Source organism: Pseudomonas sp. J380 (genome assembly GCF_009827115.1).
GTDB lineage: Bacteria > Pseudomonadota > Gammaproteobacteria > Pseudomonadales > Pseudomonadaceae > Aquipseudomonas > Aquipseudomonas paracarnis.
In genome coordinates, this window is sequence record NZ_CP043060.1 from 4571760 (window position 1) to 4597728 (window position 25969).

The window sequence follows — 25969 nt, forward strand, 5'->3', positions numbered from 1 at the left end:
CTCGGCGCGGGCAGGCGAACAGAGTAGGCCTGGGCGGGGAGCTGATCAAGGGAGGTTTTGTTGTGTGATCGTTCCCACGCTCTGCGTGGGAATGCCACCCTGGACGCTCTGCGTCCGCTCTTGAAGGGCGTGACGCAGAGCATCACAGGATGCGTTCCCACGCGGAGCGTGGGAACGATCAATCACTGGGGTGTTTCGGTTACTGCGCCAATGGCCCTACTTCACGCATAGGCTTGCCACGCACCGGCGCATCGCCTGCTACGTAGTAGTCAGCGGTGCTGCGCGGCAGTGGCTTGCGGCCACGGATCTTGTCGGCGATTTTCTCGGCGATCATGATCGTTGGCGCGTTCAGGTTGCCGGTAGTGATGATCGGCATGATCGAGGCATCGACCACACGCAAGCCCTGCATGCCATGCACGCGGCCTTCGCCATCGACTACGGCCATCTCGTCGGTGCCCATCTTGCACGAGCAGGACGGGTGGAACGCGGTCTCGGCGTGCTCGCGGATGAACTTGTCCAACTGCTCATCGGTTTGCACTTCAATGCCGGGGCTGATTTCGCGGCCACGGTACGGGTCCAGTGCCGGCTGCTGCATGATTTCACGGGTCAGGCGGATGCCATCGCGGAACTCCTGCCAGTCCTGCTCGGTGGCCATGTAGTTGAAGAGGATGCTCGGGTAGTCCCGTGGGTTCTTCGACTTCAGCTGGATACGGCCACGGCTTGGCGAACGCATGGACCCCATGTGCGCCTGGAAACCGTGCTCTTTCACACCGTTGCTGCCGTTGTAGTTAATCGCCACCGGCAGGAAGTGGTACTGGATGTTTGGCCACTCGAACTCTTCACGGGTACGGATAAAACCGCCCGCTTCGAACTGGTTGCTGGCGCCGATGCCGGTGCCGTTGAACAGCCATTCGGCACCAATTGCCGGCTGGTTGTACCAGAGCAGCGAGGGGTACAGCGACACTGGCTGGGTGCACGCGTATTGCAGGTACAGCTCAAGGTGGTCCTGCAGGTTTTCACCCACGCCCGGCAGGTCGTGGACCACCGGGATGTCGAGGCTTTCCAGCAGTTTGGCCGGGCCGACACCGGAGCGTTGCAGCAGTTGCGGCGAAGCGATTGCGCCGCTGCACACCAGTACTTCTTTGCGCGCACGAGCTTCAACGCGCTCTTCGGCGGCGCCGATCAGGTAACGCACGCCCACTGCACGCTTGCCTTCGAACAGCACTTTGTCGGTGAGGGCATGGGTGACGATGGTCAGGGTCGAGCGCTTTTTAGCCGTGTCCAGGTAGCCGCGTGCGGTGCTGGCGCGACGGCCGTTCGGCGTGACGGTACGGTCCATCGGGCCGAAGCCTTCTTGCTGGTAGCCGTTCAAGTCTTCGGTACGTGGGTAACCGGCCTGTACGCCGGCTTCAACCATGGCGTGGAACAGCGGGTTGTTGCCCGCTTTCGGCGTGGTCACGCTGACCGGGCCGTCACCACCGTGCCAATCGTTGGGGCCGATGTCGCGGGTTTCGGCTTTGCGGAAATACGGCAGGCAGTCCAGGTAGGTCCAGTCTTCCAGGCCCGGCAGCTTCGACCAGTTGTCGTAGTCCATGGCGTTGCCGCGGATGTAGCACATGCCGTTGATCAGGGAAGAACCACCCAGGCCCTTGCCGCGCCCGCATTCCATCCGGCGGCCGTCCATGTGTGGCTCTGGATCGGTTTCGTAGGCCCAGTTGTAGCGGCGGCCTTGCAGCGGGAAAGCCAGGGCGGCTGGCATCTGGGTGCGGAAGTCGAGGCGGTAGTCCGGGCCACCGGCTTCCAGCAGCAAAACGGTGACGCCTTCGTCTTCGGTCAGACGGGTCGCCAGGGTGTTACCGGCAGAGCCGGCCCCCACAATGATGTAATCGTATTCTTGGGACATGAATGTACCCTCGTAAAATGGGTTCAGGCTGCTTTTGTGGCGAGGGAGCTTGCTCCCGTTCGACTGCGCAGCAGTCGCAAAATCAGCGCTCGAGTTCTGTCTGAAAGAACTACTGGGTCTGGAATGGGGCTGCTTCGCAGCCCAGCGGGAGCAAGCTCCCTCGCCACAGAGGAGCATTCCAGGCCCATAAGGTGTTAGAACACCGAGGCGTAATCGCCCAACTCAACCTGTACCGATTTGATGCGCGTGAAGTTGTTCAGCGAGCTGATCCCGTTCTCACGGCCCACACCCGACTGCTTGTAGCCGCCAACCGGCATCTTCGCGTCGGACTCGCCCCAGGCGTTGATCCAGCAGATACCGGCTTCCAACTGATGAATCACGCGGTGGGCGCGGTTCAGGTCCTTGGTCACCAGGCCAGCGGCCAGGCCGAAGTCGGTGTCGTTGGCACGGCGGATCACTTCTTCTTCGGTCTCGTAGGTGAGGATGCTCATCACCGGGCCGAAGATTTCTTCACGCACGATCACCATGTCATCGGTGCAGTCGGTGAACACGGTCGGGGCCACGAAGGCGCCTTTGGCGAAGTCACCCTCGGTCAGGCGGTCGCCGCCGCACAGCAGGCGGGCGCCTTGCTCTTTGCCTTTGGCGATGTAGCCCAGCACGCTTTCCATGTGGGCGAAGCTGACCAGCGGGCCGAAGTTGGTGTTTTCGTCTTCCGGGTTGCCGATGCGAATACGCGCCACACGCTCGACGATCTTGGCTTCGAACGCGGCTTGCAGGTGCTTGGGCACGAACACGCGGGTGCCGTTGGTGCAGACCTGACCGGAGCTGTAGAAGTTGGCCATCATGGCGGTGTCGGCGGCGCGGTCGAGGTCGGCGTCGTCGAAAATGATCAGCGGGGACTTGCCGCCCAGCTCCATGGTCACGTCCTTGAGCGAGGAGCTCGACGCGCTGGCCATGACTTTCTTGCCGGTGTCGGTGCCGCCGGTGAAGGAGACTTTCTCAATGCGCGGGTGCTCGGTCAGCCAGGTGCCGACTTCACGGCCGCTGCCGGTCAGTACGTTGAACACGCCCGCTGGAACGCCAGCCTCGGTGTAGATCTCGGCCAGTTTCAGGGTGGTCAGCGAGGTGACTTCGCTTGGCTTGAAGATCATCGCGTTACCGGCAGCCAGGGCCGGTGCGGATTTCCACAGGGCGATCTGGATCGGGTAGTTCCACGCGCCGATACCGGCAACCACGCCCAGCGGCTCGCGGCGGGTGTAGACAAACGAGGTGTCGCGCAGTGGGATCTGCTCGCCTTCGATGGCAGGTACCAGGCCGGCGTAGTATTCCAGCACGTCAGCGCCGGTGACGATGTCGACGTACTTGGTTTCGGAGAAGGCTTTACCGGTGTCCAGGGTTTCCAGGGCGGCCAGTTCATCGTTGCGCTCGCGCAGGATGTCCACGGCACGGCGCAGGATGCGCGAACGTTCCATGGCGGTCATGGCGGCCCAGATTTTCTGGCCTTTTTCAGCGCTGGCCACGGCACGTTCAACGTCGTCTTTGGTGGCGCGTTGCACTTGGGCGAGAACTTCACCGTTAGCCGGGTTGATGGCTTCGAAGGTGGCATCGCTGCCAGCGTCGCTGTAGCCGCCGTCAATGTAGAGTTTTTGCAGGTCGAAACGGGCCATAAAGTCCTCGCAAGTGCATAAGTGGTTGGCGTTACCCGCCGAACAGTGGGCCATGGGGGTGTGGCAACACTGAGCGGCGGACGTTCAGGGGTTGAGCATTTATAAGGGCTCTAACTCACCTGCTTGGCCAATTGGAAATCCATGTATTCGTAAGCGATCCGTTGCGCCTGCTCCGTGTCGAAAGCGTCTCCCGACAGGGCGCCGCGCAACCACAAACCGTCGATCAAAGCCGCCAGCCCGCGGGCTGCGCTGCGTGCCTCGGGTAACGGCATCGCACGGCGGAACTGGCAACACAGGTTGGAATACAGACGGTGATCGTTGATCCGCTGCAACCTGTGCAATGACGGGTGGTGCATGCTGGTGGCCCAGAAGGCCAGCCAGGTTTTCATTGCCGGGCCGTTGACCTGGCTGGCGTCGAAGTTGCCTTCGATGATCACCTGAAGGTGCGCCCGTGGGCTGTCATCCTTCAAGGCACGCCTGCGCTCTTGCACGTTCTCGATCAGCGCATTCATCAGGTAGCGCATCGTCGCTGCGATCAGGCCGTTCTTGTCCTGAAAGTAGTGGCTGATGATGCCGTTCGAGACGCCGGCCAGACGGGCGATCAGCGCAATGCTGGCATCTCCCATCCCGACCCGATCGATGGCCGTCAACGTGGCTTCGATCAACTGCTGGCGGCGTATGGGTTGCATACCGACCTTGGGCATGTAGCACCTCTCCTTAGGCCTGCCGATGGGCGATCCACGTCCGTCGGCTTGAGGGCCAGTCTATTTTGTTTTGATTGAACGTTCAATCAACAAAGAATAAGATCTGCGACAAATGGTCGCTGCCTACAGATATTTCCTACCTGCGAGCTGCAACCTTCGACACCTGCAAAAACCCTTGAAACAGGCCACTTCAGAGCCTGATCACCGCTTAGGCGGGCTCAAGAATTTTGGGGTGTCTTTATAACACCCGTCCGTCGACTGCCGAAAAATCGATGTCCCGGGATAACCGTTGCCTTGTGTTTCTCTCTCGCACTGCCTGGAGCATCTGCGCCATGAGTTCTGCCTCTCTTATAAAGACCCCACCGGAAAAGGTCCGGGTCAACGGTTGGGTGTTCTACACCTCCACCGCGCTGATTTTATTGTTGACCGCCATTCTGATCGTCGCCCCGCAGGAGGCCGGGCGCCTGCTCGGTGTCGCACAGGCCTGGCTGTCGAAAAGCTTTGGCTGGTACTACATGGTGGTCATCGCTGCCTACCTGGTGTTTGTGGTCGGCCTGGCGTTTTCGTCCTATGGGAAACTTAAGCTGGGTGCGAAGGACGATACCCCAGACTTCAGCTACGGCGCCTGGGCCGGCATGTTGTTCTCGTCGGGTATCGGCATCTCGCTGTTGTATTTCGGTGCGTCCGAGCCGTTGGACCATTACTTCAACCCGCCCGAAGGCGCTGCCGCCAGCAATGGCGCGGCACGCCAGGCGCTGCAGCTGACCTTCCTGCACTGGGGCCTGCACGGCTGGGCGATCTATGCGCTGGTCGGCCTGGCCGTGGCGTACTTTGCGTACCGCCACAACCAACCGCTGGCCCTGCGTTCGGCGCTGTACCCGCTGGTGGGCGAGCGTTGGGTGAAGGGCGCGGCTGGCCATGCGGTAGACGGTTTCGGCATGTTCGTGACCCTGCTGGGCCTGGTGACCAACCTGGGGATCGGCTCGATGCAAGTGTCGTCGGGGCTGGAAAACCTGTTCGGCATGGAGCACAGCAATACCAATTTGCTGATCGTGATCATCGTGATGAGCACCGTGGCGACCATTGCCGCCGTGTCGGGTGTGGAAAACGGTATTCGTCGTCTGTCCAACCTCAACATCGTGCTGTTCAGCGGTTTGCTGATCTTCGTGCTGTTGTTCGGCCCCACCTTGCACCTGCTCAATGGCCTGGTGCAGAACACCGGTGATTACCTCAACGGTATCGTGCTGAAAACCTTCGACCTGTATGTGTACGAAGGCGACGGTGCCAAGACCGAACGCTGGATGGGCCTGTGGACTCTGTTCTACTGGGCCTGGTGGATTTCCTGGGCGCCATTTGTGGGCATGTTCATCGCGCGTATTTCCCGTGGTCGCACCGTGCGCGAACTGGTGGCTGGCGTATTGCTGATCCCGCTGGGCTTTACCCTGGCGTGGCTGTCGATCTTCGGCAACTCGGCCCTGGACCTGGTGTTGAACCATGGGGCGGTGGAGTTGGGCAAGACGGCGCTGGAGCAACCGTCCATGGCCATCTACCAGCTGCTTGAGCATTACCCAGCGTCGAAAGTGGTGATCGGCGTGTCGATCTTCGTGGGCTTCGTGCTGTTCCTGACGCCTGCGGATTCCGGCGCGGTGATGATGGCCAACCTTTCCTGCAAAGGCGGCAATGTGGATGAAGATGCGCCGCACTGGTTGCGTATCTTCTGGTCGGCGGTGATCACCCTGGTGACCATCGGCCTGCTGTTTGCCGGCAACTTCGAAGCCATGCAAACCATGGTGGTGCTGGCGGGGCTGCCGTTCTCTGTGGTGCTGGTGTTCTTTATGTTCGGTTTGCACAAGGCCATGCGCCAGGACGTGGCCACCGAACAGGAGCAAGCGCAATTGGCTGAACGCGGGCGTCGTGGTTTCAGCGAGCGCTTGACGGCGCTGGACCTGCAACCGAGCCAGGCCACCGTGCAGCGCTTTATGGACAAGCACGTAACGCCGGCGTTGGAAGAAGCCGCGAGTGCGTTGCGTGATCAGGGCCTGGAAGTGCAGACCCTGCTGGGCAAATCCAAGCGCTGCATCGGCGTGCGGATCGAGATGGACGAGGGCAACCCGTTTGTCTACGAAGTGAGCCTGGATGGCTACTCGGCGGCACCGGCTGACCTGCCTGAAGAAGAGCGCACCCGTTACTACCGTGCCGAGGTGTACCTGCACAACGGGCCGCAGGAGTATGACCTGATGGGCTTCACCCAGGAGCAGATCACCCGGGATGTGCTCGATCAGTTTGAAAGCCATCGGCAGCTCCTTGGCCGGGTCTATAGCTGATAATTGAAGCCTGGTGGTGTCTTCCCTGACATGATCGTTCCCACGCTCTGCGTGGGAACACCGCCATGGACGCTCCGCGTCCCGCTCTTGAAGTCGTGACGCGGAGCGTCACAGGGTGCATTCCCACGCAGAGCGTGGGAACGATCCACAGGGTTCTAGCCCAGGTTCTTGCCCAGCAGGGCGTGGTAGAGCTCACTGTCTCCCAAAATCCCTACCACCTTGTTGTTGTCATGCAGCACCAGCTTGTTGCCTGTCTGGTAGCGAATCTGCAACGCATCGCGCATGCCGATGTTCGAGTCCACCAACGTCGGTACGCGGCCCAAGCCTTCCACGGCTTGTCCTGGCGCCCAGTTCTGCAGGTTCATCGTCACGCCATTCTGGCGTGCGCCCTGGATGGTGTTGCCTTCAGCCAGGTCCAGCCAAGAGTCGCCACCCGGATCAAGGCACACCGAACCATTCACACGCGTGCAGTTATCCAGGGTGCGCATCAGGCTGCGCCCGCACAGCACGTTCAACGGGTTGGTATGGGCGACGAAGGTGCGCACATAGTCGTCCGCCGGGTTCAGCACGATCTCTTCCGGCACGCTGTACTGGATGATCTTGCCGTCTTTCATGATCGCGATACGGCTGCCGAGTTTGAGTGCTTCATCCAGGTCGTGGCTGACGAACACGATGGTCTTGCTCAATTTGCGTTGCAGTTCCAGCAGCTCATCTTGCAAGCCTTGGCGGATCAGCGGGTCGAGGGCAGAGAAGGGTTCGTCCATCAGCAGGATATCGGCGTCCATCGCCAGGGCGCGAGCCAGGCCGACGCGCTGCTGCATACCGCCGGACAACTCGTCGGGCTTCTTGTTGCGCCATTGGCTCAGGCCCACCAGTTCGAGTTTCTCGTCCACCAGTGTGCGTCGTTCTTTCTCTGGGCGGCCCTGCATCTCCAGGCCGAAGCTGATGTTCTCGCGCACCGTCAGCCAAGGCATCAGGGCGAACTTCTGGAACACCATGGCGATGCGTTTGGTGCGCATCATTTTCAGCTCGGCGGGGGTGCAGGAGGCGATGTCGATCTGACGCCCTTCATGCTCCACAAACAGCTGGCCACGGCTGACGGTATTGAGGCCGTTGATGCAGCGCAGCAAGCTGGATTTGCCTGAGCCCGAGAGGCCCATCAGCACACAGATCTCGCCTTTCTCGATATCCAGGCTGGCGTTCTCGACGCCGACGATCTGCCCGGTCTTCTTCAGGATTTCGTTACGGCTCATGCCCTGGTCCAGCAGCTTGAGCGCTTCGCGTGGGTCTTTGGAAAAGATCACGTCGACTTTGTCGAATCGGATAATGCTCATGCATCACCCCCTGCTTTAGCGTCGGGTTGTTTGCAGATACGGTCGAGCATGATGGCGAGCAACACAATGGCCAGGCCCGCTTCAAAGCCCAGCGCAATATCGGCAGTGTTGAGTGCGTTGACCACTGGCTTGCCGAGGCCGTCGGCGCCTACCAGGGCGGCGATCACCACCATCGACAGCGACAGCATGATGCATTGGGTAATGCCGGCGGCGATGCTCGGCATGGCGTGGGGCAGTTCAATGCGCGAGAGCAACTGGCGGCGCGAGCAGCCAAAGGCCTTGCCGGCGTCCATCAGCTCTTGCGGCACATCGCGGATACCCAGGTAGGTCAGGCGGATCGGCGCGGCAATCGCGAACACCACCGTGGAAATCAGCCCAGGCACCACACCCAGCCCGAAGAGGGTCAGGGTAGGGATGAGGTAGACGAAGGTCGGCACGGTCTGCATCAGATCGAGTACCGGCCGCATCATGGTGTAGAACATCGGCTTATGCGCGGCAACAATGCCCAGCGGCACACCGATGACCACGCAGACCAGGGTGGCGAACAGCACCTGCGCGAGGGTTTCCATGGTTTCCTGCCAGTACCCCAGATTGAGGATCAGCAGGAAGGAGGCGATGACAAAAACAGTCAGTCCCCATTTACGTTGAATAAAGTGAGCCAGCAGCGCAATCAGACCGATCAATGCCAGTGGATTGAACCAGGTCAGCGCAAACGTCACGCCGTGGATCATCGTTTCCAGTGTCGATGCGATTGCGTCGAAGTAGTTGGCACCGTGTTGGGTCAACCAGTCGACGAAGGCAGCGATGTACTGGCCTAGTGGGATTTTCTGTTCAGTCAGCATGGTAGTGAATGTCCACATGCGAAGGGGAAAACATCCCAGGCCAGCGCACCGGCCTGGGGTCAGCGGGTGCTATTTGGCGAGGTAAGCTTTAACGGCATCGAGCCCTGGTTTGCCATCAACGGTGGTGACACCGGCGAGCCAGGTGTCGAGCACTTGCGGGTTCTTCTGCAGCCAGGCCTTGGCGGCAGCATCGGCCTTCATCTTGTCGTCCAGGACGTTACCCATCAGGGTGCTTTCCATGTCGAGCGTGAACACCAGGTTTTTCAGCAACTGGCCAACGTTGCTGCATTCCTGGGTGTAGCCTTTGCGGGTGTTGGTGTAGATGGTGGCCTGGCCGTAGTTGGGGCCGAACGAGTCGTCACCACCGGTCAGGTACTTCATCTTGAAGCGGGTGTTCATCGGGTGTGGTTCCCAGCCGAGAAACACGATGGCCTGGTTGCGCTTGGAGGCGCGTTCGACCTGGGAGAGCATGCCGGCTTCGCTGGATTCGACCACCTTGAAACCGGCGGTTTTCAGGCCGAAGGCATCTTTGTCGATCAGCGTCTGGATGGTGCGGTTGCCATCGTTGCCCGGCTCGATGCCGTAGATCTTGCCGCCCAGCTCATCCTTGAATTTGGCGATGTCGGCGAAGTCTTTCAGGCCCTTCTCATACAGCGCCTCAGGGACCGCCAGGGTGTACTTGGCGTTCTCCAGGTTGGCGCGTACGGTTTCCACGGTGCCGGCATCACGGTACTGCTTGATGTCGTTTTCCATGGTCGGCATCCAGTTGCCGAGGAAGATATCCATGTTCTTGCCGTCGGCCAGGGACTTGTAAGTCACAGGTACCGAAATCATCGTGGTGCGCGGCTTGTAGCCCAGGCCCTTGAGGATCTCGCTGGTGGTCGCGGTGGTGACGGTGATGTCGGTCCAGCCGACATCGGAGAAGTTGACGGTCTTGCACTGTTCCGGTTCTGCGGCGTGTGCCACGACTGGCAGACTCAGCATGGCGGCCAACAACAACGAGGGTGAACCTTTCATGTGGGTAGACTCCTGTGTCTTTTCTGGCGGCATTCGCCGCGCTTTATAAGTGTTGCGGTTGGAGCGTGCGACAACAGCTCTGGCGCGGTGCCTTGCAAACGAGTCGAGACTGATCATGTACCAGTGAAAATCTGACGCCTACAGGGGGCGTCGTATCCAGTACAGGGAGGGTCGCATCCAGTACCGATGACGTCGCTTACAGGTTTTTCCGAAGGTAAAACTGCTGTTTTTACCCTTCTGCACCGCAAAAAACGGCCAAAACTGGCGTTCGCACGCGAGCGCCGCTGGTGAGCATGAGTGCGTCGGTGTGAGACGCCGTGATGACGAATAAAAGCTTGATGATGCCGCCATCTGGGCGATCTGAGCGTAGCACCTCGTTCAAGCCCGGCCCGTGCTTATCGAGGAGTTCCACGTTAATGGCTATCAGCGTTTTCGACCTGTTCAAGATCGGCATCGGGCCTTCGAGTTCCCACACCGTGGGGCCCATGCGCGCCGCGGCGTTGTTCGTTCAAGGGTTGCGTGAGCGTGGGTGGCTGGAACAGGTGCAGCGTGTCGAAGTGCAACTGTACGGCTCGTTGTCGGCCACCGGCATCGGCCACGGCAGCGACACCGCCACCATCATGGGCCTGATGGGCGAGTGGCCAGACGCAATCGACCCCACGCAAATCGGCGCCCGTATCCACACCCTGCGCGAAACCGACACGCTGCTGCTGGACGGGCGTTTGCCGGTGCCCTTTGTATGGGCGCGGGATATGCGCCTGCTCGATGAGAACCTGCCGTTCCATCCCAATGCCATGACCCTGGTGGTGTTTGGCGAAAACGGCGAGTTGCACCGCGACACCTATTACTCGGTGGGCGGCGGTTTTGTGGTGGATGAAGCCCAGGCCCAAAGCGGTGTGGCGGACATGGACCGCACCGAGCTGCCTTATGACTTTTCCAGTGCCGTGGAGCTGTTGCAGTTGTGCAAGACCCACAACCTGCGCGTTGCCGAACTGATGCTGGCGAATGAAAAAACCTGGCGCAGAGAAGAAGAAATCCGCAGCGGCCTGATGAAGCTCTGGCGCGCCATGCAAGATTGCGTGGAGCAGGGCCTCAAGCACGAAGGCATCCTGCCCGGCGGCTTGAACGTGCGCCGTCGCGCTGCCAAGTTGCACCGCAGCTTGCAGGAGCTGAACAAGCCCAATGTGATCGGCTCGACCTTGAGCGCCATGGAATGGGTCAACCTGTTCGCCCTGGCGGTCAACGAAGAAAACGCCGCCGGTGGGCGCATGGTCACGGCGCCCACCAACGGCGCGGCGGGAATCATCCCGGCGGTGTTGCACTACTTCATGAAGTTCAGTGAAGAAGTCACCGAAGCCAACGTGGTTGACTACCTGTTGGGCGCGGCGGCGGTGGGCATCCTGTGTAAAAAGAACGCCTCGATCTCCGGTGCCGAAGTCGGTTGCCAGGGCGAGGTCGGTTCCGCGTGTGCCATGGCCGCAGCCGGGCTGGCGGAGATCCTTGGTGCCACGCCGGAGCAACTGTGCAACGCTGCCGAAATCGGCTTGGAACACAACCTCGGCCTGACCTGCGACCCGGTGGGCGGCCTGGTGCAAGTGCCGTGTATCGAGCGCAATGCAATTGCGGCGGTGAAGGCGATCAACGCGGCGCAAATGGCGTTGCGGGGCGATGGCCAGCACTTCATCTCGTTGGACCGGGTGATCCGCACCATGCGTGATACCGGGGCCGATATGCATGACAAGTACAAAGAGACATCACGCGGTGGGTTGGCGGTGAGTGCGGTTGAATGTTGAGTCAGTGACATGATCGTTCCCGCGCTCCGCGTGGGAATGCCGCCCCGGACGCTCCGCCCATGGGTGACGCAGAGCGTGACAGGATGCATGCCCACGCAGAGCGTGGGAACGAGCTGAACAGAGGGGCATCATTGCTCACAAAGTGAACACCCCAGCCAAAATCGCCACCTTTTAGCGCGTCGCAAATAGATAAGTAGCTTCCGAACGAATTCCTACACGATCACACCCCTGATGTGCTTTGGGTGACAGACTCCTCCTACGCCCGCAAAGCGCCTTCCCACAAGTGCTACCGATCTGCTCACCCCCCTTGAACCCCGCCCGTTATGCGTCATATCCCGCACTTCACGCGTGGGCTCATATAGACGCATAAACAGGTCGTTTTCAGGAGTTCTTGAATAGCCATTCAATTTTAGGCATGGCATTTGCTCTATCAATTACAAAGCCTCTCCTTTCCAGGACGAGCGCAATAACAAGAGCCTCGCCTGAGGCCGCCACCCGCTTTGTGTGATGTGAGGAGATACCGCGATGACGTCGACCAACTCCGGGGCCCAACCCCAGAACCGTGCGCCTCAATCCATCGGCTTTTTGCTGCTGGACAATTTCACGCTGATTTCCCTGGCGTCAGCCGTGGAGCCACTGCGCATGGCCAACCAGCTGTCCGGCCGCGAGCTGTATCGCTGGACAACCCTGAGTGTCGACGGCAACCAGGTGTGGGCCAGCGATGGCCTGCAAATCACACCCGATGCCTCCATGCACAAAGCACCCGTGCTGGACACGGTCATCGTGTGCGGCGGCGTGGGTATCCAGCGCACCGTCACCCGTGAACATGTGTCGTGGCTGCAAAGCCAGGCACGCCAGTCTCGTCGCCTTGGCGCAGTGTGCACCGGCAGCTGGGCCCTGGCCTGCGCCGGCCTGCTCGACGGCTTTGATTGCAGCGTGCACTGGGAATGCCTGGCGTCGATGCAGGAAGCCTTCCCACGGGTGGCCATGAGCACGCGCCTGTTCACCCTTGATCGCAACCGCTTCACCAGCTCCGGTGGTACCGCGCCCCTGGACATGATGTTGCACCTGATCAGCCGCGACCACGGCCGTGAATTGTCGGCCGCCATCTCCGAGATGTTCGTGTACGAACGCATCCGCAACGAACAGGATCACCAGCGTGTGCCGCTCAAGCACATGCTTGGCACCAACCAGCCGAAGCTGCAGGAAATCGTCGCGCTGATGGAAGCCAACCTCGAAGAGCCAATCGACCTGGACGAACTGGCGGTGTATGTCGCCGTGTCGCGCCGGCAGTTGGAGCGGCTGTTCCAGAAATACCTGCACTGCTCGCCGTCGCGCTACTACCTCAAGCTGCGCCTGATTCGTGCGCGGCAACTGCTCAAGCAGACCCCCATGTCGATCATCGAGGTCGCGTCGGTGTGCGGGTTTGTGTCTACGCCGCACTTTTCCAAGTGCTACCGCGAATACTTCGGCATTCCGCCGCGGGATGAACGCGTAGGCTCCAACACCACCCAGCAAGTGGCGATGATGCCGATTCCGCCGGCACTGGTGTTGTCACCGTTGTCGGGGCCGATGTCGGCGTTGAGCCAGGCCAGGAACGAGTCGACGTTTGCCAGTGTAAGGCTCTAAACCGAGTCGTCTGCATCGCAGGCAAGCCAGCTGCCACCTTGGAATGCGTTCTCCTGTGGGAGCTGGCTTGCCTGCGATAGCGGTATTTTCAGGCGCCGGAGTTCTGTTTGAATTGCATCAGCGCCGGCAACAACTGCTTGTCGATCGCCTGGCGCACGGCCGGCAAAATGGTCGCCTTGCCGGTGTACATTTGCTCCACCATTCCCTTGAGCGCCTTGGCCCGCGCTTCGCTCAAACCGCGCACTGCACATTCACACGCCTGCTCGGCGCTGGCGCCGCTGGACACTTCAAAACCCAGTGAGCGCAGTTGGCTCAGCAGGTCATCCTGATCAATCAAATCCGCGTGCATCATGACGTTTATCCTGGTGTAGGGAACAGGGATTGACCTGGATTCTGGTAGGCCCTTGCTGGGTGGGCAAGAGCAGAATCGAGCGATGGCTTGGATGGCTATGAACAGGTCGTTTTCGGGTCACTTGGCAATACGGTTAATAGGCACACTGAACCCAGGCACGCAGCTTGACGGTTTGGTCACCCTCCAGATGCACAGCTCACACAAGGCCCCTCTGCCCCGATCCAGTCACGGCTGGCTCGGGGCTTTTTTTGCCGGTAAACCGATGACACGGCCAAGCAGGGCAGGCCTTGGCAGCTCGGCCTGGGCAGCGCCGATCGCGGCAAGCCGTTGCAGCGTGGCCTCGGTGAACAGCGTGGCCTGCGGCCCGGCCAGGTCGACGTGCAACAGCATCTGTTCATTGCCGGCCAGTTCCTTGTCGTCTCCCACCCGGTGCAGGCTGTGATAAAGGTGCAGGCGCTTGGCGTCATGGGCGATCAGTTGGGTATGCACCTCAACCTCGGCCCCGAGCTTGACCTCATGCAGGTAGTTCAGGTGCAGCTCCAGGGTGAACAGCGAGTGGCCACTGGCTTCGCGGTTTTCGCCGTCCAGCCCCAGGGTGTCCATCAGCGCATCGGTGGCGTAGCTGAAGATCAGCAGATAGAACGCGTCACGCAGATGGCCGTTGTAGTCGACCCAGTCGGGCAGGATTTTGGTGGTGTAGGTGGTCAGTGCGGGCATGGCATGAATCCAATTCAGTGTGCGGTCAAATGTGCTGGCCGGTCTGCGATAGCAATGGTGAGGCCAACACCGCCATCGCAGGCAAGCCAGCTCCCACAGGGTTATTCGGCGAAGTTCATGCCGTGCTTGGCCTTGGTTGTTTTTACGGCTTCCAGCACCGCCAGCAGGCAGTCATCACGATAGCGCTCCAGCGCCGAGATGCTGTGGTTACCCAACTGCTCAGCGGTGCCATCGACCACATCATCAATCAGCTTTTCAGTCAATTCAGGCGCCGGTAGATAAGTCCACGGCAGCTGCAACGCCGGGCCGAACTGTGCCATGAAGTGGCGCATGCCGGCGTCGCCGCCCGCCAGTGTGTAAGTGAGGAAAGTGCCCATGAACGACCAGCGCAACCCGGCACCAAAACGAATGGCGTCGTCGATTTCGCCGGTGGTCGCCACCCCGTCATTGACCAGGTGCAGCGCCTCACGCCACAGCGCTTCCAGTAGGCGGTCGGCAATGAACCCCGGCACTTCCTTGCGCACATGCAAAGGGCGCATGCCGAGGGATTCATACACCTTGATCGCTGCCTGGATCGCCTCTGGCGCGGTGTTTTTGCCGCCCACCACTTCTACCAGTGGCAACAGGTAGACGGGGTTGAAGGGGTGGCCGACCACGCACCGTTCCGGGTGGGTAGAGCTTTCATAGAATTCGCTGGGCAACAGCCCTGAGGTGCTGGAGCCGATCAATGCGTTCGGCTTGGCCGCGGCGCTGATCTGGCTGTGCAATTGCAGCTTCAGCTCCAGGCGTTCCGGGGCGCTTTCCTGGATGAAGTCGGCGTCTTTTACGCAGTCTTCGATGGTAGTGACAAAGCGCAGGCGGTCCTGGGAGGCACCTGCCGCCAGGCCCTGTTGTTCAAGGGCGGGCCAGGCGTTGGCGACGCGTTTGCGCAAGGCCGCCTCGGCACCGGGCGCGGGGTCCCAGGCCACCACATCCAGACCATGGGCAAGGGCACGGGACACCCAACCGCTGCCGATGACACCGCTGCCCAACGCGGCGAAGGTTTTGATTTCGGTGATAAAGCGCATGGCATATTCCTAAAGTGTTCGATGATCCTTTGTGGGAGCCGGGCTTGCCCGCGATGGCGGCATTGCAGGCTACAAAGATGTGGCAGATTTACTGGCCTCATCGCGGGCAAGCCCGGCTCCCACAGGAGTGGTGGTGTCTGTGTTAGCCGCGTTGGGTCAGGCCCATCTTGATGCGGCCTTCGGCTGGGGTCAGGACCCTCGCGCCTAACCGGCTGAGAATTTCACTGGCGCGCTCCACCAACTGCCCATTGGTGGCGAGCACGCCTTTGTCCAGCCACAGGTTGTCTTCCAGGCCCACCCGTACGTTGCCGCCCAGCAGCACCGCCTGCGCGGCCATTGGCATTTGCATGCGGCCAATGCCGAAGCCGGCCCACACCGCGTCGGCGGGCAGGTTATCGACCATGGCTTTCATGGTGGTGGTGTCGGCCGGTGCCCCCCAGGGAATGCCCAGGCACAGTTGGAACAGCGGGTTATCCAGCAGCCCTTCCTTGATCATCTGCTTGGCGAACCACAGGTGGCCGGTGTCGAAAATTTCCAGCTCGGCCTTTACGCCCAATTCCTGGATACGTTTGGCGCCGGCACGCAGTTGCGCCGGGGTGGACACGTAAATGGTGTCGCCATCGCCGAAGTTCAGCGTGCCGCAGTCCAGGGTGCAGATTTCCGGCAGCAGTTCTTCAACATGGGCCAGGCGGGTCAGCGGGCCCACCAGGTCGGTATTGGGCCCGAACTCCATGGGATTCTCGCCGCCACCGATCTCCAGGTCGCCACCCATGCCGGCGGTGAGGTTGACGATGATGTCGATGTCGGCCTCGCGGATGCGCTCCATCACTTCGCGGTACAGCGCGACGTCGCGACTGAACTTGCCGGTCTCGGGGTCGCGTACGTGGCAATGCACGACCGTGGCACCGGCCTTGGCGGCTTCCACGGCAGCGGCGGCGATTTGCTTGGGAGTGACCGGCACGTGGGGGCTTCTGGCGGTCGTGTCGCCAGCGCCGGTGAGTGCGCAGGTGATGATGACGTCGTGGTTCATGGGGCGGTTCCTTACAGGCGGGTGATTTCAAGGCGCAGGGCGCCGTTCGCAACCTTCAGGGGTTGCGAAGCGGTGATCTGGATGGGTTATTTCGTGGTCAATTGCAGGTTGGCGGCAGCCGGTTTGCCGTCGAAGGTGGTCACACCCTCCAGCCAGCGCGCCTGGTCTTGCGGGTGATCCTTGAGCCACTGCTTGGCGGATTCGATGGCATCCTTGTGGTCCAGCAGCGGTTGCATCATGCGGCTCTCGTCGGCGGCGGTGAACGTCAGGTTGGTCAGCAGCTTATGCACGTTGGGGCACTGCTCGGCGTAGGCCGGCGCGGTCACGGTCCACACGGTGGCCATGCCTTCGTTCGGGCCCAGGGCGCCTTCGCTGCCGGTGAGGTAAGTCATCGCCACATTGACGTTCATCGGGTGCGGTGCCCAACCAAAGAACACCACGGCTTCCTTGCGGCGCACGGCACGGTCTACGGCCGCCAACATGCCGGCTTCGCTGGACTCCACCAACTGGAACTTGCCCAGGCCGAACTGGTTTTTGGCGATCATCGCCTTGATCTGCGTATTGGCCCCCGAGCCCGGCTCGATGCCATAAATCTTGCCGCCCAGCTCTTTTTCGAACCTGGCGATGTCAGCAAAGGTTTTCAGGCCCTTGTCGGCCAGATAAGTCGGCACCGCCAGGGTGGCGCGGGCGTCTTCCAGGCTGGGTTTTTCGAGGACCTTGACTTGCTTGGCGTCGACGAACGGCGTGATGGTCTGGGTCATCAGCGGGTTCCAGTAACCCAGAAACAGGTCCAGGCGCTGGTCGCGGATGCCGGCAAAGATGATTTGCTGCGAGGCGCTGGTTTGTTTGGTCTTGTAGCCGAGGCCATCGAGCAGCACCTGGGCCATGGCGCTGGTGGCGATGACGTCGGTCCAGTTGACCACGCCCATGCGTACGTTCTGGCATGAAGCGGCATCCGCTGCCAGGGCGTTAGTGCTCAAAATGGCGCTGGCGCTGAGTGCAAGTACGCAGCGGCTGATCAGTCGGTTCATGGGTGGAGCCCTCGGCAGTCGTTATTGTGGGAGCCGGCGTCTTTGTGCGCCGTGGGATCACGTTACGCAGCTTGGCGCCCCGCAAAGCGCACGGCGGCGACCCACTCTTGCACTGCAGCGACCTGGGCTCTTGAATGGCCGGTTGAACTGGCGTATCACAGTGATCACGCTGCCCGTATGACGAGAGCGCCACCATGTCCCAGGATGTCTATTTCTTGCTGATGCCGGGGTTCTCGGCCCTCGGTTTTATCTCCGCGCTGGAACCGTTGCGCGTGGCCAATCGCTTTCGCGGCGAGCTGTACCGCTGGCACATCTTGAGTGCCGATGGCGGCGCGGTACTGGCGAGCAACGGCATGTCGGTCAACGCCGATGCCGCGCTGGAACCGTTGAAAAAAGGCGCGACCTTACTGGTGGTGGCCGGCTTCGAACCCCTGCAGTTCGCCACGCCCGCCCTGGAGCATTGGCTGCGCCGCCTCGACCATGAGGGTGTGACCGTCGGTGCCATCGACACCGGCGCCTGCGTGCTGGCCGAGGCGGGCCTGCTTGACGGCCACCGCCTGACCTTGCACTGGGAAGCCATCGACGCCTTCAAGGAGGCCTATCCGCACCTGAGCGTGACCCAGGAACTGTTCGAAATCGACCGGCGCCGCATCACCTGTGCCGGCGGCACCGCGTCCATCGACTTGATGCTCGATCTCATCGCTCAGGCCCACGGCCCGGAGCTGGCGATCCAGGTTTCCGAGCAATTCGTACTTGGCCGCATCCGCCCCCGCAAGGACCACCAGCGCATGCAGATCGCCACGCGCTACGGCATCAATAACAAGAAACTGGTGCACGTGATCGGCGAAATGGAACAGCACACCGAACCGCCCCTGAGCACCTTGGCCCTGGCCGAAACGATCAAGGTCACCCGACGCCAACTGGAGCGGCTGTTTCGCCTGCACCTGAACGATACGCCGAGCAATTTCTACCTGGGCCTGCGCCTGGAAAAAGCCCGCAAACTGCTGCGCCAGAGCGACATGAGCGTGCTGGAAGTGAGTATCGCGTGCGGGTTTGAGTCACCGTCGTATTTCACCAGGAGCTATCGCGCAAGGTTTGCCAAATGCCCGCGGGAGGATCGGCGGCGGGAGGTGGTTTGACGGACAATTATAGTCAATTATACTCTTCGCTATAATTTATAGTCCTTTCCATAATTGAGTATAAAACCATGTCCAAGCACAGCGGCTTTGTGTTTCGCCGCCCCACCCTGGCAAGCAGTATTGCCGATGGCCTGGTGGGGGCCGGTATTCAGGATTTCACCTCCGGCCTGTTTCTCGCGGCGCCCCGACGCACGGGCAAAAGCACTTTTTTGCGCGAAGACCTGATTCCGGAATGTCAGCTGCGGGGCTGGCTGGCGGTGTATGTCGACCTGTGGGCCGACAAGGAAAAAGACCCCGCCGAGCTGATCGCAGGTGCCATTGCGGGGGCGTTGGTGCCGTTTGAAAAGGGCATTCGCAAACTGGCAAAGAGCATTGGCATCGAGAAACTAAGCTTTCTGCGTACGCTTTCCTGGGACTTTACCAAGCCACGATTGCCTGTCGGTGCGACGCTGACCCAAGCGTTGGAATTGCTCCATAGGGCTGCAGAAAAACCCGTTGTACTGGTGATTGACGAAGCACAGCACGCATTAACCACCGAGTCAGGTATCAATGCGATGTTCGCGTTGAAGGCTGCCCGGGATCAGCTCAACCAAGGCCGGGACGAGGAGGGCAGCGGTTTGCGCCTGGTGTTTACCGGCTCCAATCGCGACAAACTCGCCCATTTGGTATTGGGTAAAAGCCAGCCATTCTTCGGTTCCAGCATCACGCCGTTTCCGCTGCTGGGCAAAGCGTTCACCCAGGCCTACACCGTGCACCTCAACGCGCACCTGGCCAAGAACAACCAATTCAACGAGGCTGACATTGATGAGGCGTTTGAGCTGGTAGGTCGGCGTCCCGAGATGTTGCGCACGATCATCGGTGAAGTCGCATTGGAGCTGGGCGAGGCGAGCAATCTTGGCCAACTGCTGCACAGTCGCGCAGAACTGCTGCGCGCGGGTGTATGGACCGAGTTCGAAAGCGCCTGGAACGCCTTGACCATCCCGCAGCGTGCGGTGTTGCAGGTGATGGTGGTGCGTTCGCAAAGCAATGAGCCATTTGCGCCGTTTACCGACAGCACGATTACCGCAGTCAGCAAGGCATTGGAGGTTATGCGCAGCGATGTGGTGCCCGGGACCCAGACCATTCAGGCCTGTATCGATGCCCTGCGCGACAAGGAATTGGTATGGAAGTCGAGCCGGGGAGGGTATGCCCTGGAAGACAAGTCGTTCGGGGATTGGCTGCTGCACAAAACCTGCATACCGACTAACGAGTGAAACCCGATGTAGCGCAGTTTATAAGGGAATCATGGAAGGTGTAGGAAGTTTCTTTTTTTCATCGCTAACGGAGACTTATAGCCAAGGACTGCTAACGTCCTATGGGTCTTAGAAGTGGCTCTTGACCAAATGCTTTTGAAATGAAGCACGCAGGCCAGGAAGTCACTACTTAACCAGAAGAGGTTGGCATGCTTAGAAAACTAGTTACTGTCATCGCGTTAGCGACCACCCCGGCGTGGGCAGCCCAGGCGTCTGCACCTTTCACCGGAGCCGACTACAGCGGACGCTATGAATGTACCGGCCAGGATAAACATATAGGCAGCTATAAGGGTGTTGTTGATATGGCACTCGACGCCAAGCAAAGTACTGGCAAGTACGCCGCCTACACCTTCACCTTGACCTTGGAAGACAAGTCCCGTTATGACGGAATGGCCGCCGGGACTTCGGACGCGCTGGGCGTTTATTTTGCTCACACCGACCCTGTCTTGAAAGACTTCGGCGTGGGGGTCGCACAAATGACGTCAACCCCGGAGGGCAAAGTGTCTTTCGTTAAGTACTACTACACGCCTGAATACGAAGGCGGTGGTCACGGCTTGGAACACTGCGTCAAAAGCTGAGGGGTAATTACTTTTTCATCAGGGTTGAGCAGGCTGTTTTATAAGCTTCATGCTGATACTTGTTCAACGTCGTCGGCAGATCAAAGCTGTGCTTCTTGTTTTGCGCATTGATGGTCTGCGGCGACAGCAGCGTCACCTCCACCCCATCCAGCAACTGAAACACCCCTTCGATCTTGAACGTCGTCGGGCCACCGGCGAACTCGCCTTTTTTACTGCGTTTCTTGATGGCAATGCGCGTGATGCCGTTGGCTTGAACGAACGCCTTCACCTGGGCGGCGAAAGCTTTTACGTTGGCCGCTTCGTCGTCATCGTCGAGGGCGATTTTCTTGGTGGCCAGGGCGACGTGGGTCAGCGTCTGGTTGTCCAGGGAGGCGACGGCGATGATGGCTTCGCTGCCTTTGATTTCGATGCCGCAGATGGTCATGAGCGGGTCCTTTGCGAGGGAGAGGCTTCAGGAAAGGGCTTATTGAAATGCAATTCAAAGAGCTGCTCTATTGTCTTGCTCATTGGTTGAAGTTGGGAAATTTCTATCTTAAGTTTCAATAAGCTTGCTTCTTTGATTTTAATATCTAGCTCATTCAGTACTTCGCCGGGCTTTTGTATTTTCTGAAACCAGCGGCTAAAACCTATCACCGTGCACAGTGACGTGAGCGTCGCGTACAGACCGATGAAAATATAAAACTCTTTTTCGTGGACGAGCAGATAGTCCATGAACGTGTCGAGGTTATCTTTCTCTCGTTCTTTGTATGTAGAAAGTTTTCTTTCTTGTATAGCGAGGCTGTTCTTCAGGAAGGTGACGTCGTTGTTGAATGACTCCGGCAGATCTGCGATTTTATGCAGCTCCGGTGTGCCTTTCTCAAGTGCTTCAATGCGTTTAGTGAAGTCGTTTACCATTTGCTCCGTTTGCGAATGGTGGCTTTCCTCGCGTGTTTCTTTTTGGAACCTGTAGTCCAGATAAGAAAAAATAGACACCAGTGTCAGCGCACCTGCAATTAGCCATAAACCAAATACAGCAAGCAACTTATAAATATTGTCGGTGGGTGGGGATGGAAGCCATTGCATGCCGAAAATTCCTTAAATCAGCGTCAGGTAGCGAAAAGCGACAGTGGGACGCTTCTATTGTAGGAATATAGTTACTATTCTTGGCCAATCGACTCCAGAAACTCCGACCGCTCATCACTCATGCGCGCCAGGCAGTCGTTGTGCGCAATCGCATAGGCCTTGGTGCCGGTCACTGCCGGGAAGGTGTCCACTGCACAATCGGCGTCGCGCAGTTTTTCCCACTTCTGCTGCGCATCCTTCAGACGGGCGGTAATGTCCGCCAGTTTGGTCTTGTCGCTGCCGTAGGTCGAACCCATGCGCTCCAGCAACCCCTGATAGTTATCTTTGAGCAATTGCTCGGCGGTGGTCTTGTTGTAGGTGGCGCATTCCAAGGTTTGCTGGTCGTTCTCGATACCGTCGCACGGCGTGCTGTCGGTGTCTTCGGCCGCGTGGGCGGTGGTTGCGATGAGTGCCAAAGCCAGGAAAATCGATTTCATTGCGCCGTCTCATATCACGTGATGCGCAATTCTGGCTCAAGCGTAAGACAAAGAACAGCCGACCGTGGGGCCTGTCTTCGCAGGCTTTGTCGCGGATTGACGCTTTCGGCAATTCCCCTGTCGTTTTTGCACCCGGCTCCGTCGGTCCCTGGGCATATGCTGGCCCCAAAGCGCCGGCAGACGATTCGGCGCATGAATCGCCAATAAGGGGACGCCTGATGAGCCCAGCCGAGTTGCACGCCGACAGCATCGTTATCGACGGTCTGATTATTGCCAAGTGGAACCGCGACCTGTTCGAAGACATGCGCAAAGGTGGCCTCACCGCCGCCAACTGCACGGTGTCGGTGTGGGAAGGCTTCCAGGCCACGATCAATAACATTGTCGCCAGCCAGACCCTGATCCGTGAGAACAGCGACCTGGTGATCCCGGTGAAAACCACCGCCGACATCCGCCGCGCCAAGGAGCAGGGCAAGACCGGCATCATCTTCGGCTTCCAGAATGCCCATGCCTTTGAGGACCAGCTCGGCTATGTCGAGATCTTCAAGCAGCTCGGCGTGGGGGTGGTGCAGATGTGCTACAACACCCAGAACCTGGTGGGCACCGGCTGCTACGAGCGTGATGGCGGCCTGTCGGGTTTCGGGCGTGAGATCGTCGCCGAGATGAACCGCGTCGGCATTATGTGCGACCTGTCCCACGTGGGCTCCAAGACCAGCGAAGAGGTCATCCTCGAATCGAAAAAGCCGGTGTGCTACTCCCACTGCCTGCCGTCCGGGCTTAAAGAGCACCCGCGCAACAAGTCCGATGAAGAGCTGAAGTTCATCGCCGACCATGGCGGTTTTGTCGGCGTGACTATGTTCGCGCCGTTCCTGGCCAAGGGCATCGACTCGACCATCGACGACTACGCCGAAGCCATCGAATACACCATGAACATCGTCGGCGAAGACGCCATCGGCATCGGCACCGACTTCACCCAGGGCCATGGTCAGGATTTCTTCGAAATGCTCACCCATGACAAGGGCTACGCCCGCCGCCTGACCAGCTTCGGCAAGATCATCAACCCGCTGGGCATCCGCACCGTGGGTGAGTTCCCCAACCTCACCGAGACCCTGCTCAAGCGCGGCCACAGCGAGCGCGTGGTGCGCAAGATCATGGGCGAGAACTGGGTCAACGTGCTCAAGGACGTCTGGGGCGAATAAGCCACTGCTCGCTTAATCCTTCACCCGCCGCCATCCGCGCGGCGGGCATCAAAACGAATTTTCTGGAGTTGAGTTTCCATGGCCAAGATCGCCCCGCAATTGCCAATTGAAGTCGACAGCGAAACCGGTGTCTGGACCTCCGACGCCCTGCCGATGCTGTACGTGCCGCGTCATTTCTTCGTCAACAACCACATGGGTATCGAAGAAGTACTGGGGGCCGACGCCTACGCCGAGATCCTCTACAAGGCCGGCTACAAATCCGCCTGGCACTGGTGTGAAAAAGAAGCTGAATGCCACGGCCTGGAAGGCGTCGCGGTGTTCGAGCACTACATGAAGCGCCTGTCGCAACGCGGCTGGGGCCTGTTCAAGATCCAGGACATCGACCTCGATAAAGGCACCGCCAGCGTCAAGCTTGAGCATTCAGCTTTTGTGTATGTCTACGGCAAGGTCGGACGCAAAGTGGACTACATGTTCACCGGCTGGTTTGCCGGCGCCATGGACCAGATCCTTCAAGCGCGTGGCAGCAAGATCCGCACTGTCGCCGAACAAGTCTACGGAGGCTCCGAAGAGGGCCACGATGATGGTTTGTTCACCGTCAAACCGTTGTAAGCCGAGGACCGTGCCATGGCTTTCGAAGCAATGTTCCAGCCGATCCAGATCGGCAAACTGACCATCCGCAACCGGGTGCTCAGCACTGCGCATGCCGAGGTGTATGCCACCGACGGCGGCATGACCACCGACCGCTATGTGAAGTACTACGAAGAGAAAGCCAAGGGCGGTATTGGCCTGGCGATCTGCGGTGGCTCCTCCGTGGTGGCCATCGACAGCCCGCAGGAATGGTGGGCGTCGGTGAACCTGTCCACCGACCGCATCATCCCGCACTTCCAGAATCTGGCCGATGCCATGCACAAGCATGGCGCCAAGATCATGATCCAGATTACCCACATGGGCCGGCGCTCGCGTTGGGACGGCTTCAACTGGCCGACCCTGATGTCGCCGTCCGGCGTGCGTGAGCCGGTGCACCGTGCCACCTGCAAGACCATCGAGCCAGAAGAAATCTGGCGTGTGATCGGCAACTACGCCCAGGCTGCGCGTCGGGCCAAGGCCGGTGGCCTGGACGGGGTGGAATTGTCGGCCGTGCACCAGCACATGATCGACCAGTTCTGGAGCCCGCGGGTCAACAAGCGTACCGACGAGTGGGGCGGCAGCTTCGAGGGCCGCATGAAGTTCGGCCTGGAAGTGTTGAAGGCCGTGCGTGCCGAAGTGGGGGATGACTTCTGTGTGGGCATGCGCCTGTGCGGTGACGAGTTCCACCCGGACGGCTTGTCCCACGAGGACATGAAGCAAATCGCCAAGTACTACGATGACACCGGCATGCTCGATTTCATCGGCGTGGTTGGCTCGGGTTGCGACACCCACAACACCCTGGCCAACGTCATCCCGAACATGAGCTACCCGCCGGAGCCGTTCCTGCACCTGGCGGCCGGCATCAAGGAAGTGGTCAAGGTTCCGGTGCTGCACGCGCAGAACATCAAGGACCCGAACCAGGCCACGCGTATTCTGGAAGGCGGCTATGTGGACATGGTCGGCATGACCCGTGCGCACATCGCCGACCCGCACCTGATCGCCAAGATAAAGATGGGCCAGATCGACCAGATCAAGCAGTGCGTGGGCGCCAACTACTGCATCGACCGCCAGTACCAGGGCCTGGATGTGCTGTGCATCCAGAACGCTGCGACCTCCCGTGAATACCTGGGGGTGCCGCACATCATCGAGAAGTCCACCGGGCCCAAGCGCAAGGTGGTTGTGGTGGGGGCCGGCCCGGCCGGGATGGAAGCCGCGCGCGTGGCGGCTGAACGTGGCCACGACGTGACGCTGTTCGAGAAAAAGGAGTTTATCGGCGGGCAAATCACCACGGCATCGAAAGCGCCGCAACGTGACCAGATCGCCGGTATCACCCGTTGGTATCAACTGGAGCTGGCGCGTTTGAAAGTCGACCTGCGCCTGGGTGTTGCAGCCGATGCCGAGACCATCCTGGACGTGCGTCCGGACGTGGTGGTGCTGGCGGTGGGCGGGCACCCGTTCATCGAGCAGAACGAACACTGGGGCGCTGCCGAAGGCTTGGTAGTGAGCAGTTGGGACGTGCTCGACGGCAAGGTTGCGCCGGGCAAGAACGTGCTGGTGTACGACACCATCTGTGAATTCACCGGGATGTCGGTAGCCGACTTCCTGGCCGACAAAGGCAGCCAGGTGGAGATCGTCACCGACGACATCAAGCCGGGCGTGGCAATCGGCGGTACGTCGTTCCCCACGTACTACCGCAGCATGTACCCCAAGGAAGTGATCATGACCGGCGACATGATGCTGGAAAAGGTCTACCGCGAGGGCGACAAGCTGGTGGCCGTGCTGGAGAACGAATACACCGGCGCCAAAGAGGAGCGGGTGGTCGACCAGGTCGTGGTGGAGAACGGCGTGCGTCCGGACGAGGCCATTTACTACGGGCTCAAGGAAGGTTCGCGCAACAAGGGCCAGATCGACGTTGAAGCGCTGTTTGCGATCAAGCCGCAGCCATGCCTGAGCGAGGCGGGCGAGGGGTACTTGCTGTTCCGCATTGGTGACTGTGTGGCCCAGCGCAATACCCACGCCGCCATCTATGACGCCCTGCGCTTGTGCAAGGATTTCTGACGCACCTGATCGTTCCCACGCTCTGCGTGGGAATGCCGCCCTGGACGCTCCGCGTCTGCTTTTAAGGTCGTGACGCAGAGCGTCACAGGATGCATGCCCACGCAGAGCGTGGGAACGATCTTAGTGGGAGC

The 25969-nt window shown here is 60.0% G+C and carries 23 protein-coding genes; 9 read left to right on the forward strand and 14 right to left on the reverse strand.

Annotated features, from left to right (window positions below; genetic code table 11):
• Positions 1–199 precede the first annotated feature (199 nt).
• The 3 genes from betA to betI all read right to left on the reverse strand — a co-directional run bounded on the left by betA (position 200) and on the right by betI (position 4274).
• Positions 200–1903, reverse strand: coding sequence for a choline dehydrogenase (gene betA, locus FXO12_RS20635; RefSeq protein ID WP_054898187.1), 1704 nt, complete (start codon positions 1901–1903; stop codon positions 200–202).
• Between the two features lie 194 nt (positions 1904–2097).
• On the reverse strand, positions 2098–3570 hold the full coding sequence (gene betB, locus FXO12_RS20640; RefSeq protein WP_054922365.1) for a betaine-aldehyde dehydrogenase: 1473 nt from the start codon (positions 3568–3570) through the stop codon (positions 2098–2100).
• A gap of 110 nt (positions 3571–3680) precedes the next feature.
• Positions 3681–4274, reverse strand: a complete 594-nt coding sequence (gene betI, locus FXO12_RS20645; RefSeq protein WP_054898188.1) for a transcriptional regulator BetI — start codon at positions 4272–4274, stop codon at positions 3681–3683.
• Between the two features lie 389 nt (positions 4275–4663).
• Here betI and FXO12_RS20650 point away from each other — a divergent pair, with 389 nt between their 5' ends.
• The gene (locus FXO12_RS20650) at positions 4664–6598 is read left to right on the forward strand and encodes a BCCT family transporter (RefSeq protein ID WP_229999343.1); all 1935 of its coding nucleotides are present in this window, start codon (positions 4664–4666) and stop codon (positions 6596–6598) included.
• Between the two features lie 155 nt (positions 6599–6753).
• On the opposite strand, the gene choV is transcribed toward FXO12_RS20650, so the two are convergent.
• The 3 genes from choV to FXO12_RS20665 all read right to left on the reverse strand — a co-directional run bounded on the left by choV (position 6754) and on the right by FXO12_RS20665 (position 9791).
• Positions 6754–7932, reverse strand: coding sequence for a choline ABC transporter ATP-binding protein (gene choV / locus FXO12_RS20655; RefSeq protein WP_054922367.1), 1179 nt, complete (start codon positions 7930–7932; stop codon positions 6754–6756).
• The gene (choW, locus tag FXO12_RS20660) at positions 7929–8774 is read right to left on the reverse strand and encodes a choline ABC transporter permease subunit (protein ID WP_124425260.1); all 846 of its coding nucleotides are present in this window, start codon (positions 8772–8774) and stop codon (positions 7929–7931) included. The genes choV and choW overlap by 4 nt, the downstream gene beginning before the upstream one ends.
• A gap of 69 nt (positions 8775–8843) precedes the next feature.
• On the reverse strand, positions 8844–9791 hold the full coding sequence (locus tag FXO12_RS20665) for a choline ABC transporter substrate-binding protein (RefSeq protein WP_034128893.1): 948 nt from the start codon (positions 9789–9791) through the stop codon (positions 8844–8846).
• Between the two features lie 416 nt (positions 9792–10207).
• Between FXO12_RS20665 and FXO12_RS20670 the strand changes: the two genes are divergently transcribed.
• Positions 10208–11584 carry an L-serine ammonia-lyase gene (locus tag FXO12_RS20670; protein ID WP_057976518.1) on the forward strand — a complete coding sequence of 459 codons (1377 nt, stop codon included), beginning with the start codon at positions 10208–10210 and terminating at the stop codon, positions 11582–11584.
• A gap of 525 nt (positions 11585–12109) precedes the next feature.
• Positions 12110–13213, forward strand: a complete 1104-nt coding sequence (locus tag FXO12_RS20675) for a GlxA family transcriptional regulator (RefSeq protein ID WP_003194907.1) — start codon at positions 12110–12112, stop codon at positions 13211–13213.
• Between the two features lie 88 nt (positions 13214–13301).
• Here FXO12_RS20675 and FXO12_RS20680 read toward each other — a convergent pair whose 3' ends face one another.
• The 5 genes from FXO12_RS20680 to FXO12_RS20700 form a co-directional block, all read right to left on the reverse strand.
• Positions 13302–13565 carry a hypothetical protein gene (locus FXO12_RS20680; RefSeq protein ID WP_034128891.1) on the reverse strand — a complete coding sequence of 88 codons (264 nt, stop codon included), beginning with the start codon at positions 13563–13565 and terminating at the stop codon, positions 13302–13304.
• Between the two features lie 225 nt (positions 13566–13790).
• Entirely contained in the window at positions 13791–14282 is a 492-nt protein-coding gene (locus tag FXO12_RS20685; RefSeq protein WP_057976520.1) for a thioesterase family protein, read from the reverse strand.
• Between the two features lie 101 nt (positions 14283–14383).
• The gene (locus FXO12_RS20690; RefSeq protein WP_057976522.1) at positions 14384–15349 is read right to left on the reverse strand and encodes an L-carnitine dehydrogenase; all 966 of its coding nucleotides are present in this window, start codon (positions 15347–15349) and stop codon (positions 14384–14386) included.
• Between the two features lie 142 nt (positions 15350–15491).
• Positions 15492–16379: a 3-keto-5-aminohexanoate cleavage protein gene (locus FXO12_RS20695; RefSeq protein ID WP_034128888.1), complete on the reverse strand. Its 888-nt coding sequence runs from the start codon at positions 16377–16379 to the stop codon at positions 15492–15494.
• A gap of 86 nt (positions 16380–16465) precedes the next feature.
• Positions 16466–17410, reverse strand: coding sequence for a choline ABC transporter substrate-binding protein (locus FXO12_RS20700; RefSeq protein WP_057976525.1), 945 nt, complete (start codon positions 17408–17410; stop codon positions 16466–16468).
• Between the two features lie 194 nt (positions 17411–17604).
• Here FXO12_RS20700 and FXO12_RS20705 point away from each other — a divergent pair, with 194 nt between their 5' ends.
• The 3 genes from FXO12_RS20705 (at position 17605) to FXO12_RS20715 (ending at position 20419) form a co-directional block, all read left to right on the forward strand.
• A complete protein-coding gene (locus FXO12_RS20705; protein ID WP_057976527.1) occupies positions 17605–18549 on the forward strand; it encodes a GlxA family transcriptional regulator in 945 nt (314 codons plus the stop codon).
• Positions 18550–18617: 68 nt separating this feature from the next.
• Positions 18618–19802, forward strand: coding sequence for an AAA family ATPase (locus FXO12_RS20710; protein WP_057976529.1), 1185 nt, complete (start codon positions 18618–18620; stop codon positions 19800–19802).
• A 188-nt stretch (positions 19803–19990) separates the two neighbouring features.
• Positions 19991–20419, forward strand: a complete 429-nt coding sequence (locus FXO12_RS20715) for a hypothetical protein (protein WP_054898196.1) — start codon at positions 19991–19993, stop codon at positions 20417–20419.
• Positions 20420–20426: 7 nt separating this feature from the next.
• Here FXO12_RS20715 and FXO12_RS20720 read toward each other — a convergent pair whose 3' ends face one another.
• The 3 genes from FXO12_RS20720 to FXO12_RS20730 all read right to left on the reverse strand — a co-directional run bounded on the left by FXO12_RS20720 (position 20427) and on the right by FXO12_RS20730 (position 21957).
• Positions 20427–20843, reverse strand: a complete 417-nt coding sequence (locus FXO12_RS20720) for a DUF3010 family protein (RefSeq protein WP_054898197.1) — start codon at positions 20841–20843, stop codon at positions 20427–20429.
• Positions 20840–21481: a hypothetical protein gene (locus FXO12_RS20725; RefSeq protein WP_054898198.1), complete on the reverse strand. Its 642-nt coding sequence runs from the start codon at positions 21479–21481 to the stop codon at positions 20840–20842. Before FXO12_RS20725 ends, FXO12_RS20720 begins: the two co-directional genes overlap by 4 nt.
• A 74-nt stretch (positions 21482–21555) precedes the next feature.
• On the reverse strand, positions 21556–21957 hold the full coding sequence (locus FXO12_RS20730) for a lysozyme inhibitor LprI family protein (protein WP_014720247.1): 402 nt from the start codon (positions 21955–21957) through the stop codon (positions 21556–21558).
• A gap of 218 nt (positions 21958–22175) precedes the next feature.
• Between FXO12_RS20730 and FXO12_RS20735 the strand changes: the two genes are divergently transcribed.
• The 3 genes from FXO12_RS20735 to dgcA all read left to right on the forward strand — a co-directional run bounded on the left by FXO12_RS20735 (position 22176) and on the right by dgcA (position 25838).
• On the forward strand, positions 22176–23153 hold the full coding sequence (locus tag FXO12_RS20735; protein ID WP_032879065.1) for a dipeptidase: 978 nt from the start codon (positions 22176–22178) through the stop codon (positions 23151–23153).
• Positions 23154–23231: 78 nt separating this feature from the next.
• On the forward strand, positions 23232–23762 hold the full coding sequence (locus tag FXO12_RS20740) for a DUF5943 domain-containing protein (protein WP_008033249.1): 531 nt from the start codon (positions 23232–23234) through the stop codon (positions 23760–23762).
• A gap of 15 nt (positions 23763–23777) precedes the next feature.
• The gene (gene dgcA, locus FXO12_RS20745; protein ID WP_057976531.1) at positions 23778–25838 is read left to right on the forward strand and encodes a dimethylglycine demethylation protein DgcA; all 2061 of its coding nucleotides are present in this window, start codon (positions 23778–23780) and stop codon (positions 25836–25838) included.
• The last annotated feature ends 131 nt before the right edge of the window (positions 25839–25969 follow it).